The organism is Niabella aquatica (genome assembly GCF_054779315.1).
The window spans coordinates 72,383-86,275 of record NZ_BAAGYM010000005.1 but is presented as its reverse complement, the minus strand read 5'-3'; the positions used below and the strand labels follow the sequence as shown (position 1 = coordinate 86,275).

The 13,893-nt window shown below is 43.2% G+C and carries 5 protein-coding genes; all 5 read right to left on the bottom strand.

The window, feature by feature from the left end:
• Positions 1-18 precede the first annotated feature (18 nt).
• The 5 genes from ACYVBM_RS05375 to ACYVBM_RS05355 all read right to left on the bottom strand — a co-directional run bounded on the left by ACYVBM_RS05375 (position 19) and on the right by ACYVBM_RS05355 (position 13,879).
• A complete protein-coding gene (locus ACYVBM_RS05375) occupies positions 19-2,712 on the bottom strand; it encodes a family 78 glycoside hydrolase catalytic domain (RefSeq protein ID WP_460684600.1) in 2,694 nt (897 codons plus the stop codon).
• A gap of 17 nt (positions 2,713-2,729) precedes the next feature.
• Entirely contained in the window at positions 2,730-6,407 is a 3,678-nt protein-coding gene (locus tag ACYVBM_RS05370; protein ID WP_460684599.1) for a malectin domain-containing carbohydrate-binding protein, read from the bottom strand.
• The gene (locus tag ACYVBM_RS05365) at positions 6,352-9,156 is read right to left on the bottom strand and encodes a glycoside hydrolase family 95 protein (RefSeq protein ID WP_460684598.1); all 2,805 of its coding nucleotides are present in this window, start codon (positions 9,154-9,156) and stop codon (positions 6,352-6,354) included. The genes ACYVBM_RS05370 and ACYVBM_RS05365 overlap by 56 nt, the downstream gene beginning before the upstream one ends.
• Positions 9,157-9,166: 10 nt before the next feature.
• On the bottom strand, positions 9,167-10,738 hold the full coding sequence (locus ACYVBM_RS05360; protein ID WP_460684597.1) for a glycoside hydrolase family 28 protein: 1,572 nt from the start codon (positions 10,736-10,738) through the stop codon (positions 9,167-9,169).
• A gap of 426 nt (positions 10,739-11,164) precedes the next feature.
• The gene (locus ACYVBM_RS05355) at positions 11,165-13,879 is read right to left on the bottom strand and encodes an alpha-d-galacturonidase (protein ID WP_460684596.1); all 2,715 of its coding nucleotides are present in this window, start codon (positions 13,877-13,879) and stop codon (positions 11,165-11,167) included.
• Between the last annotated feature and the right edge of the window lie 14 nt (positions 13,880-13,893).

The window sequence follows — 13,893 nt, the reverse complement described above, 5'->3', positions numbered from 1 at the left end:
CCCTATACTTATTAATAACTATTTTAAGCTAAAGCTATAAGCCCCGGAATTCACTTTTACCGGCTCCTTTTTATACGCTCCCGGGAAGTAAACAGTCGCTTTAGAATTTGGCGGAATAACAATATTTAAATGCAATACCCCATCACTCTTCTTCCATTGAACTGATATGAGCCCATTCACAGACCGGTAAGTAGCCTTTGCCTCCTTTATATTGCCAACCGGTTGCGGACGTATTTCAATATGCTTATATCCAACCGAACCCTCTGCCTGGCCTATGCCACAAAGACCGGTATAAAACCATTCCATTAAGTGCCCCAACATAAAGTGATTGTTGGAAACATTGGGCAATGCCTGCCAGGATTCGGTAAGCGCTGTAGCCCCCTGCTGTAGCTGATAACCGTAACCAGGCACATCGCTCCGGCTGTTCATATCGTAAATAACATCTGAGCGCCCGGCCTGTTCTAATGCCTTTAATACATAACGATAGCCAATATCACCTGCAGTAAGCCTGTTATCCCGGCCTTTAATATCAGCTATCAGATTATTCAGTACCGCCTCCCGGTATTGGGGTTCTGCAAGACCCATGAACAGGGACATGGCATTAGCTGTTTGGCTACCACTGCCATACTGTTTTGTTGCGGCATTAAAATATTTTTTATTAAAAGCAGCCCTGATACTTGCGGCTATTGTGCCAAACCGCTTTTCGTCTTCTGCTTTACCTAACTGCTTCGCAATCTTTTGAAGCAGCACCGCATCATAGTAATAGTAAGCAGTAGCCGTTAAACCCATGGGCGTAAGCTGGCTGAAGCCCGGCCTGTCAGGGCCCAGATCGTACCAGTCGCTCAGACCATGCATTAAAATATAACTGCTGTCCTTTGACTGCAGGTAAGCGAAATAACGCTGCATAGCTGAGTAATTGTCTGTAAGGAAACGTTTATCTCCACTCCACAGGTACATATACCAGGGAAAAATAATAGCCGTACTGCCCCATTCGGGTGAATCACGAAAATAGCCATCAGCAAAATGCATTTCTGTAAACTCAGGGATGGTAGCAGGAACCAGGCCATCGGGCAATTGCTGCGTACGTATGTCCCGCATTATTTTTTGAGCAAAAGATGCAATATCATAATTATGCTGAATAGCATTTCCCATTAAATGCACCTGTTCCTGCCATCCCAGCTTTTCCCTGTGCGGACAATCTGTAAATACGCTGGTCATATTACTATTCAATGCCCATAAGATCAACTGATATGTTTTATTGAACAACTCATTCGAGCTATTGAAGTTCCCTGATACCAAAGCACTGTTCCTGATATGCAACCCTTCTATTTTATGCAGAACAGGAAATTGGGTAGTATTGCTCCCTTTGGGAGCTGCGCCCTGTACCTGCAGATACCTAAACCCATAATAAGAAAAACGCGGTTGCCATTTTTCAATGCCATCCCCTTTTAATATATAGGTGTACAGATGCGGTGAACCGGTATGCTTTTGATTAGCCGTACCACTATCGGTTAATAACTCTGCAGGATAGATGCGAACGGTATCGCCTTTTTTACCACTCACTTCAATATATGGGATACCGGAAAAGTTTTGTCCCAGGTCATATACCCAAACCCCGGGCCTGATATTTTTTTTGCTCACCGGCGCAAAGCGCTGCATTACCTTTACCGGCATTCCCAGCTGAGCTACAAGCTCAGGACCGGTTGTAGTTACGGCCTGTTTCCATAATGCGTCATTAAAGCCCAGCTTGTTCCAGCCCTTCAGCTCCTTATTTGCATCATAATCTTCACCGCCATAAATACCTGAGAAATAAACAGGTGATGGTGCTGTTTTCCAAGAGGCATCGGTAACTATATTTTCTGAGGTGCCATCCGTGTATTGAATTAAAATACGGGCAATCATTTTGGGATAGCCATAAGCGCCTGTCATTTTCCGGTAACGCTCACCAGGAACATAATAGAAACCATTACCCAGCATTACCCCAAAAGTATTAGCACCATTACGCAACTGGCTGGTTATATCAAATGTTACATACTGTGCCTGCTTTGCATATTGTGTCCACCCGGGATCGAGAAAATGATCCCCCACTTTAGAGCCATTAATGCTCATTTCAAAATGGCCCAGGCCGGAAACAAAGGCTGTTGCCATTTTGATGGTTTTTTGTATCTCAATTTCCTTTCTGAAAAGCGGCAATACATCTGCACGCTTTCCCCACTCCTTTTTACCATTCCCATGTATTAAAGGCACATACCTGTTACTGTCGGGTAAGATATCATAAGCGATCCACCGGGCGCCCATCCAATCATTGGGACCTAATAAGCCCATCTGCCAATGAGAAGCTTTACTATAAGCAGACCGATTGCCTTTTTTATCCCAAACCATTACTTTCCAGTAATATTTTTTTGCCGGCTGCAGCTTCGGGCCTTTATAAAGCACCTGTACATTATCAGTGCTGTTTATCTTCCTGGAATCCCATACATTAGCTTCCCCTTTAGCCAATATCAAACTGTCATCCGCTACAAGAATATGGAAGGCCGACTGTTCTATATCTTTTTCAAACGCCTGTATCTCCCAGCTGAATGCAGGTTGCTGCTGCTCTATTCCAATCGGGTTAATACTATACTCACACCGGGTATTGACCACGCGCAAAACCTGGGTATTTGCAGTGATACAGGAACCTGCCAAAACCAATATTAACAATAGTTTTTTCATTCGCTAATACATCATGATTATTGTATATCAATGTTAGAAACTATCAATCCTTTTGCATTTTTTGTAACAAGCCTCACTTTATAGTGCCCCGCATTGATCATATTTCCTGTATGTATGGTAATATAATTCCATTTTCCAGGCCTTGTAAATTTAAAGGCGGCCGGAGCTTCTATCATTTTAACGCCACTCACATCAAACAATTGTATAGCACCAGTCATATCCTGCTCCAGCGGATTGTTGTATTTAACCGTAATGGAATAAACATCTGCCACGCCTGTCGATACAGGCCACACGATCTCTGCCTCTCCGCTGCCCGTTACTACGGTCCTTTCGCTGCCTGAAACCTCCTGTTTCTGTACATGATTATTGATGATTGCTATTCCCGATTTATAAGAAGTAGTAGGTTTTAAGTCGTATGCCGGTTGCATGTTTGACCTGAACATCATGGCAATCAACCAGTCTTGTGTTCCCGTAAAATCAAAATTACGTCCCGGCTCAAATCGCTTTTTATAAACCCTGTACTTTCTCCCCCCATTTTCATCTGTTACAATAAAGGAATTTGTATTTTCAAAGTCTTTGATCTGCCCTGGTATTTGCTGCTGCTCATCAACAGCTATATAAATATCTGCGCCGAACGGTGTGGAGAAATTTAACACGCCTGAATTATGCTTCGCTCTTTGCATCCATTCGGCGCCAAAGAGAACCGATGGTAATTCATTAAACTCAATTTGTTTATCCGTAAATACCTTGTCACCAATATCCATCCAGGACCGGATCTTAATCTCTGACTCCGGCCTTCTTATCAACGCCACATCAGGTAATGACTGTGCTGGCTTCACTTCCTGATTACTGGTTGCAACAGCTATCGCGCTAATAATAGCCTGTCCGGCTTTTGATTCGGGAAAGCTTATGGTAAGATTATTATTTTTAACAGTAAACGGAATTATTTTTTTAATCACCCTGTTGGCTCCGGCCTCTTTCCATATATCAAAATCATTTAAAACGGTTTCGTCATTAAAAGCAACGTCAAAAATCCTCATACCCGAACCGTCCATATTGCTTCCAATACCGATCCAGGGCTCTATGAAATACAGCTCTACCAAATAATTTCCTGCAGGTAACGGGAAAACAAATTTAAGCTGATCTTTTCCGTAACGGAAGGTTTGAAACAGCTTTCCATCGCCCGAACCTTTAAGTGGAACAGACACGCTTCGCTGCGAGGCAAAGTTTGCAGGCAGCTCCGGAAAGGAATTGGTCCACGACAAAGTTATTGGAGCCCCCGGTTCATTCGTTATCATTGCGGGGCCCTGCTTTGTTTTATCAGCCCTCCATAAATAACCATTTTTATCTGTATAATCGCCACCTCCACAATTGATCCTGTAAACATAGTTCATCCCTTTTTGCGCTATAGTTACATTCGTTCCGGCCTCGTATAATTTGCCTAAACCTGGCGCCTGTGGCAGATGATACAAAGCCACTGTATCTCTTGCAACTGCCTTCCCATCTACATATCCAACAGCATATAAAACATTATACCTGATATCCGCTTTATTCCACATAAAATGGGTACCCCTGCCATTTCGCTTTTGCTTTCCTAAAGAAGCATTGTCTATATCATTGAACAGCTCTACTTCATCGCAATTAGAGTAAACGATTATAGAATCTTTAATTCCTGGTGTCATCCAGCGGTTGGGCCATGTATGGGAAGTAATATAAACCATTGGTTCTTTTTGAGCCGGTACATAATTGCTGCGAAACATATAAAACACATCTGCAGGCTCCTCCCATGGGGTTAACATACCTTTGTAATTAACCGGCCCTACCCTGTCCATCTCCCTTAATCCCTCGCCACCCTGCACCCGGCCGGGATTCTCATGCGAGGTGAGCAGCCAGAAGTAATGACCCGCCACACTATCTTTTACTGATTCCGCAAGGCGCAATTTTTTTTCCATCAGCAGGGTAAAGCGGTCTTCACTTACAGGGCCGTTCTGAGCAAAGCCTCCTTCAGTATGCAAGTCTAAAGTACGCCACGCGCCATACTCGCCTACCAATACCTGCCGTTTCAGGTCTTCACCATACAGATCAGGATTACCGCCATAAGTACCTGTCCAGTTCTGCGGCACATTCCAGTCTGCGCCTTCACCACCATTACAGGTGGTAACTAATCTCTGAGCAGCAGAAGTAGGATCCAGCGACCGTATCAGGTTAGTGCATTCCTCTGCAAAGGCTTTCGGTAATGTACTTTCATTTTGTAATCCCCACATAACTACCGATGGATCGTTACGGCGTTCAATAACCCACTCTTTTAACAATTTTTTGAAATTATTCCGGAATTCCGGCGTGTCATACCAAACATGCGCCGAAAGCTGTGTCCACCATAAAATGCCTTTCTCGTTAAATAATTTACCGTATAACAGATTATGTGGCTGATGCCCATCACGGAATGCATTAAAACCGGCAGCCTCTATCCATTTGACCCGGGATACAATCTGCTCTTTAGTAAACGCATGACTTTGGCCTATTAAATGCTCATACTCTGCAACTCCATTAATGAAGACAGGCTTACCATTTAAAACAAACTGGTTAGTGGGTGTTCTCCATTGAACTGTTCTGAAGCCAAAATCGGTTATCACTTCATCAACGGTTTTATTATTTACTCTTACAGTTGTTTTTATTTTATAGAGATACGGATTTTCTACCGACCATAAGACGGGATTATTAACAACTATATCCCTGCCTGAAATAACGACAGAGTCAAAACCTTTTAAACAATACCCTTTTGTAACTCTTCCCACGAGTTTGTTTTCTTTATCAAGCACATCGTTTAAAACGGTAATATTTTTATTGGCAGATGCATTATAATTCTTAACAGTTACGTCTATATTCAACAAAGAGCGAAAGGCCTGCACATTAGCCCAGGCATGCACACCAAAAGGCTCAATGCGCACATCATTTGTTATGATCAAATGTACCGGCCTGAAAATACCCATAGGCTGAGATCCTTCGCTAAAGCCCCGTTCATCGCTACATCCACCACAAACCCAGGGCAGATCTTGTATAAACGGCGGGTGCCATGTCCGAACCGCCAGTATATTTTCGGAACCGTCTGTACTGATCTGATCAGTTATATCTATTGTAAAAGTGGTTCTGCCTCCCGCATGCGCTCCCACTTTTTTTTCATTCATATAAACTGTTGCATAAGATCCTGCTCCTTCGAAAAACAGGAAAAAACGTTTACCTGCTTTTGACTGCTTAATTCTGATCTTTTTGCGGTACCAGGCATCGCCATGCTTGTTGCCATGCAACAGCCGGCGATAACCATAATAATCGTCCCAGTTATGGGGAACGTTTACCTGATGCCATTTACTGTCATCTATATTTCTCTGAAATGCAGCCGGAACAGGTTTTTCATCGTTACCGGCCATCGTTCGCCAGTTGCTATTGAGATCGATATCTGACCTTACCGCTCTCGCGCCTTGGGAGACAAACCCGGAAGGGGGAGTTTGTGCATAGCTGACAGCAGCGCTGCAAAACATGCCGACCGCTGCCAGAACCGCAACACATAGCCGCACGCTCCGGCTGCGGAGAGCATATTTATCCAAAACTTTTACAAAAGCCAAAACGATATTCAAGGTTTCTTTATAATTCCTGAAGCGATCCATTAAAATGATAAGTCCTGTTTTTTTGCGTTGCAATATTTACGGTTTGCCCATTATACCTGATTTTCAAAGGCTGCCCTGCCAGCGATTTTACAGACATTGACTGTAACTTACCGGCGCTCCATTTAAAATTCAGCTCAAAACCTCCCCTTGCCTTAATACCCTTTACCTCACCATTAGCAAAAGCTACCGGTAAAGCAGGAAAAATATCAATAAAGCCGGTGTGACTCTGAATCAGCATTTCACCTATACCTGCCGCGCCCCCAAAATTGCCATCAATCTGAAATGGCGGGTGGGCATCAAAAAGATTCGGATAGCTACCCGAGCCATTGATTACGGGGCGTAATAACATTTGGACCATGTGAAAAGCATGTTCTGCGTCTTTAAATCGTGCCCAGCAATTTATTTTCCAGCCCAGGCTCCAGCCGGTAGCTTCGTCTCCGCGAAATATTAAAGATTGCTTTGCAGCGTTCATTAAAGCTGGTGTTTCATCATAATTAATTTCGTTGCCCGGATACATGCCCCACAAATGCGAAATGTGCCGATGCTTATTGTTTGGATCATCTATATCCTGCATCCACTCCTGCAACTGACCATATTTACCAATCCTGTTTGGTGCGATCTGCGCATATTTTCCACTCAACCTCTTCCTGAGATCTGCATCTATATTTAAAATTGTTCCGGCTTCAATTACACTTTTAAACAAAGCACGTATGATCTGGTGGTCCATTGTTGGTCCTGCTACCAGGCCGCCCTGTTCGGGTGAATTAGACGGCGTGCTGATGAGATAGCCCGTTTTAGGATCTTTCACCAGGCAATGGTCAAAAAAGAGCGCCGCCTCTTTCATAATAACATAAGCGGTATCTTTTAAGAATTTTTTGTCCTGGGTGAACCGGTAATGTTCCCATAAATGTGTGGCTAACCATGCGCCACCAGTAGGCCAGATACCATGATTAGCGGCATTGATAGGCGCGGTTCCCCGCCATAAATCGGTATTATGATGAAGCACCCAGCCCGGTGCATTGTAATGGTCTTTTGCAGTTTGCCTGCCGGTAATGGCTAAATCGCGGATCATATCGAACAGTGGCTGATGCATAGGTGATAAGTTCAGCAATTCCGCAGGCCAATAATTCATCTCAGCATTGATGTTGGTGGTGTATTTACTACCCCAGGGCGGATCAACCAGATCGTTCCAGATGCCCTGTAAATTAGCTGGTTTTGTACCCGGGCGTGATGAAGAGATCAGCAGGTACCTTCCGTACTGCAGGTATAACGCTGCAAAAGCAGGATCTTTTCCATCGGAAAACCGGCTTAGCCTTTCATCGGTAGGTATGGCTGCTCTTGAATCTTCGCCCAGGCTAATAAAAAAAGTATTGAACCATTTCTTATATTCTGAAATGTGAGCTGCTTTGAGGCTTTCGTAAGTTTGGTCCTGCAATGCCTGCAAGGCTTTTGCAGAAACCTGCGCCGGGGAAGCACTCACATCGCTGAAATTTTTATACGAGGTGGCCGCCGTTAAATAAAGTGTGGCTTCGTCAGCATTCGCAATCACAAGGGCTCCTTTATCTGCAGTCAGCTTTCCTCCTTTTATAACCGCCTGCAGATGGCTTACTCCCTTCAGCACTCCTGTTCGTACCTTAACCGAGAGCATTACTGTATGATTGTTTAGTTTTGTAACCGTATAATCGCGGTGCGGACTACTAACAATAGCTTTAAAGCTGAGGCTGCCTTTTTTAGTGGTTGTAAGATGCGCTACCAGCGCCTGGTTAGGCGCTGAAACAAAATACTCCCTTTTATAATTCACGCCTTTTAGGGTGTAAGAAATACTAGCCACTGCTTTGGAAATATCCAGCTCCCGTGTATAATTTATGTAACCCAAAATTTCGGGGAACTGCAGGTGCAGATCGCCAAAAGGCTGGTAGCTGTCCTGGTAAACACCCGCAGGCGGCGGGTTGTCGTTTACCACATGATATTTCCAATAGCCATTTAAAGATATTTTTGCCGCAGGATCGTTTACCGGGTAAACGCCTATATGCACCGTAGTATCTTTGTACCCATAAATACCTCCCTTATTGGCAAAATTTAAAACCAGTATAGCTATTGTATTTTTTCCTTTCTTTAGCACATTTTTAGGGACTGTGTATTTTCGTCCCTCGGCATTTTGCTGGCTGCCGACCAAAACCCCGTTCACATAAGTGTAATCGTAATCCCTTATGCGATTAAAATCTGCCACTATATTCTGTTCTTTCCAATTGTCAGGCAAAATAAAACTGGTACGTAACCAAACAGCTCCATCTAATCCTTCAAATCCCACTGTTTCCCAGCCATCCCAGCCTGGCACTTTCATGGTTTTCCAATCGTTATCATTAAAATCTGCAGAAGCATATTGCTTACCCTTGGTAACGGCGTTGATCCATGCTGTATTGTCTTCTGCTTTACTTTTCAAACCCATAAAATGCTCTTCAGCCAAAGCTTCCGCTGCTTTTTGCTTACCGGCAAATAATAATTGCCGGATGCTGTCAAGATACCTATAGGCACCCGGACGACTATATTGCCTTGGCTCACCGGTCCACAATGTTTCTTCGTTAAACTGGATCCGGTCAGATGCCACTCCGCCAAAGATCATAGCACCGATTCGTCCATTACCTATAGGCAGCGCTTCCACCCATTTAGTGGCCGGTTGCTTATACCATAATTTCAGGTTTTGTGAAAAAGCCGGTAAGACAAGCAGTATGCCGCTGATAAGAATAATAGCCCTCCTGTATAATAAGCTTACTTTACGCATGTTACAATTTTTAATCGCGTTTAATCTCATTAGTATCAACTTCTTTTCCAACCAAAATCAATTCATTACGAAACAGGTTGTTTTTCAGATTCAGATTCTTAGTCTGCTCCCCTGTAATTTCAAGATATTTACTGGTGCCCTCAAATGGCCACGTATTTTGAAGCAATACGTTTTTTGTATTCTTTAATATCACTACCGGCTTATCTTCTAAAGGGGTGGCTGTTTCAAAACTGTTCACCAGCAGGCGATCTACATTATCGGCTTTTAAGGAGCTGCCTTCTGTTGTATTTACCCGCACATAATGCAGCTGTATATCTTTGGCATTCCTGATAGTAATACCCTGCTTCGCATGAAATGCCACATCATTCAGGCTGATCTCACTTACAGGCATTTCCTCAATTCCATTGATATACATAGCTTCATTGGTGTAAGCGGTTATATTACTCAGCCTGATATTACGAAACTTGGGCGTGCGCTCTGAAACCGGTTCCGGAGCCGACTTTGCATATTCCATATCCATCACAATTGCCTGGTCGCGTATATTTTTCATTACAATATTATCCACTCTTATGTCTTCTACAATACCGCCCCTTCCACGTACCGTTTTTAAACGGATACCCCTGTCGGTACCGTCAAATACACAATTACTGATCGTGATTTTTTTAACATCTCCGCTCATTTCACTGCCAATCACTACCCCTCCGTGCCCGGCCAGCATGGTACAGTTGGTAATGCTGTAATTTTCTGCAGGCCTTGCCTTGGTTCTTCCCGGCAGATCTTTACCCGATTTTATAGTGATACAGTCGTCCCCTACACTAATAAAGCAATCGCTGATACGTACATTACTGCAGCTTTCCGGATTAATACCATCGGTATTAGGCGCTAACCGCTGAGGGTTCATAACAGTTACTGCGTGAATGGTGACATTATCGCAAAATTGCGGATTGATGGTCCAGAAAGGTGAATTTTGAATGGTAATGCCCTGTATAAGGATATTTTTGCAGTTCATAAATTGTATAAATGGCGGGCGAAGGAAGCCGCGCTTCATCTGCTTGGGATCATCGGGTAGTAAAATATCCTTATTTAAAGGGTCGAACTCCAGCTGCCATTTGGAGCGGGGCTGCTCTTCTTTATAGCCTTCCACAAAATGCCACCATTTAGCGCCATGCCCGTCTATCAGGCCACGGCCGGTTATAGCTATATTCTCTGCTCCATTTGCATAAAACAAGGGTGAAAAGCTGGTAACATCTACTCCTTCGTACCGGCTTTCTACCATAGGCAGGTAATCGTCAAAATCATCGCTGAAATGCAGCTCAGCACCGGCGTCAATAAAAATGGTAATATTACTTTTTAAATGTATAGGACCGGTTATATATTTCCCTGCTGGAAAATACACAGTACCGCCGCCTGCTTTTGACGCTGCCTCAATTGCCTTTTTAACAGCAACCGTTGCTTTGGCACTGCTATCTTTTTTAGCTCCGTATTTAGTTACATCATAAAAGGACTGTGCTGCGACAGTAAGCGCTGAACAAAAAAATACCAGAAAAATAAAGCTTCGGGTTACTCTATGGCAATGCATCATGATTTGTATGAATCGTTTTAAATAAAGTATCTGCGATGAATAATATGAAATGCTATAAAGGTAATTGCAGAATAGTAAAAAAGGATGGGGATATTTATTTTCAATTTGTACTTTTTTACTATCCGGTCTGACTGCACAAATATGGATGAAATATGGATGTTTAAGGCTTACTGTTTAAGTGCCACGAATACGCGAGTATACCTGGACTAACAGGCAAAAATATTCAACCCGCTACCAGATCAATAAAAAAAAGAATGATGAACACATTAGATATTTATATTGAAAAAGCCGGAAATAAGGTGTTACGCCAGGTAAAGAGCAGGTGGTAAACAACCTGACGGCATATTCTCTATTGCTGCAATTGCCGGTTTTACCGGTGTTTCTGAAACCTTTGTAAAAAAGATACAAGCTATAATAAAATAAAGGTCATTCAAACAACCAATCCACCTGCTTCCTGTTTCCGCTTTCATATAAGCCGGCATCATATACCGGTAACGGTGCATCAGCATCTATAAAGCCCAGTATCAAAGCCACACCTCTTGCAAGTTTTAATGTATTGTTACCGGGTTTGAATTCATAGCTATGTACATACATCTGGGGCATACCGGGAACGATTATTGCATTGGCTATCTTGGTATCTGCCTGCCCGTAATCATTGGCGCCGGCATTTGTTTCCAGCTCAGGCTGCTTTAAATAAGTCGTATCTACTGTAAAAGCGGCTTTTTGTGGCCTGAAAAATCCCACCAACACTTTTACAGGCTTTTTATTGGTGAAAGAAATTTCGGTACCATTAGCGACCTGGTCTTTAAAAGAAGTTTTCAGCGCACGTAACGCCTTCAGCTCGCCCGCAAAAGACCGGATAGCGAAATCCCTATCGGAAAAAGGCTGCGCTAAACTATCTATTACGTAAAACTGGTTATTGGTTAAAAACTTCACCTCTGCATTTTTTAAAGGCATAACCGTTTTTACCTGGCCGGATTTTACATATTTGAGAGAATCCAGCCTTTGCTGAAAGATGGATAATTCCTGTTCGAAAACCGGTAATACATCCGTCCAGTTCTTATACCTGCCTCCCGCACCAGACAATGGAATTTTCCGTCCCCCGGTTTGCATACTGTTAGCGTACAGGTAAGCCGGCTTTGTAAGACTTGTAAGCTTTTTATACCATTCAACACTTTCTTTTAATAACGGCAATGCCCTTTCCAGGTCATTTAGATCGTTAGAGTATTTATAACGCAGTACCTGTAAAGCCGTTTCGGCTTTAAAAGCAAAGTGGTAAGCTAAAGCCCGATAGCTGTATACATCGTTCTTCACGCGCTTAAATTCAGCATTGTTCTTCGTTACCTCTTTAACAGCATCAATTGCAGCCACGGCTTTATCTCCATGCGCTTTTACCTCCCTTATAACCTGCACCGGTGTTTCCCCTATATGTTTTTGCCCGTTCCATTCTTTATCAGCATATTCAGCCAGAGATTCTCCCTCGGGGCTTTCTGCCTCATACAACAAAGTAAACAGGCCATATCGGTAAGGATTGATCAGCTGCGTCATTAACATGCCGAGGTTAAGCGTTTGGCGGTTACCATCCGTAATGCCAAAGCGTCTTAATAATTTGGGCGAGATCTCACCGGTTTCTTCGTAAGCTTTTAAAATATTTTGCCCATCGGCTTCATTTGTACCAAACTGAGTTCCCAGACCTTTGCTCCAGTACCCGATTTCTTCCGTCCGGTCCCTCTTCGCTTTCCAGGCATAACGGCTCCAGGTTTTGTACCAGAGCCAGTCACGTTCGATCTGCAGTAACCTTTTACCATCTTTTACACTGTCTGCCGAATAAGGCCAGTCCCAATAAGAAGCCTGGGGATATAAATGTAATCCATTACCTCCCATTACCTCGTGCATACCTATTACCGAGCGCTGAATAAAATCGGCGGAAGCATAACGGAAAGGCTCCAGGTTAGCCAATATATGCACATTCTCTATCTGAACACTTCCAAGCTTACTTAATGTTTGATGTAATTCGGCCCATGCACCGCGTGGGCGGTCATAAGTAAGCGCTTCGCCATTAAATTTAGCCTCGGTATATAAATTTTTATATAATGGCAAAGCAGCTTTCATAACAGCGGGAGCATCGGTGTCGTGTGCCCGCAAAACGATCGGAGGTTCCTCTGTTTTACCTAAAATTTTCAAGCCATCCTGCACACCGGGAATGATCGTTTTGGTGAACCAATCCATATCGTCATTACCCATCCCTTCCATTGCTTCTCCCAAACAAACCATTAAACCAACATTAGGATATTTCTCTACAAATGCAGCAATGGACTTTCGGGTATAGTCCGATATCAACGGAATAATAGGCCGCTCACGGTCCTGTGTTTTCATTGCATGTTTTTCGGCAAAAGGTTTTGACACCAAAATATTGTAAAACATCTGTATGACCCATATGCCCCGTTTATCAGCTTCTGTGGTAAGAAATTTAAAAATATCTTCGTTCTTTTTAAAGGTAGCTTCATCTACTTCTACTGCATAAGGATAGTCCTTTAATTTTACCAGGGAGGCGAACGGATGACCGTTCCATAAATACAACGAGTTCATCCGGTTGTTTACCATCGAATCCAGCACCTGTACCCATAAATTTTTATCATAGAACCAGGGAAAGGTTTCAGGAGTATAAGGATACTCATAAACGGTTCTCCCGGGCAGGTAGTAAGGTTTTTGCAGGCCAATACATTCCCCGCGCAATACCATTTCCGGCGCATCTGTTATATTCATATAATCGGGCACCGACCTACCGGCAGCTATCCTATCGGCCAGCTCCAAACATCCGTACAAAATACCTGAAGCGTCTGCACCGGATATACGGATTATATTTTTATCTACCTTTATAGAAAAACCTTCTTTTTTGAGCAGACCATCAAAATCGCGCTCAATAATTACCAGCTTTTGCTTTTTAGAAGCCCTTTTAACCGTATTGGTTACAGCCACAGCATAACCCTGTTTTTGCAGTTCCTGCTTCAAGATATCTACACCATATACCACTCGGGCTTGCGTGCTTAATGGGTTTGCGATCACTACTTTTTCGATAACTGCGGCAAATGATGTGTTCAGCACCAAACAATATATCAATAACCACTTTAATCTCAGCATCGTATACACTTTAA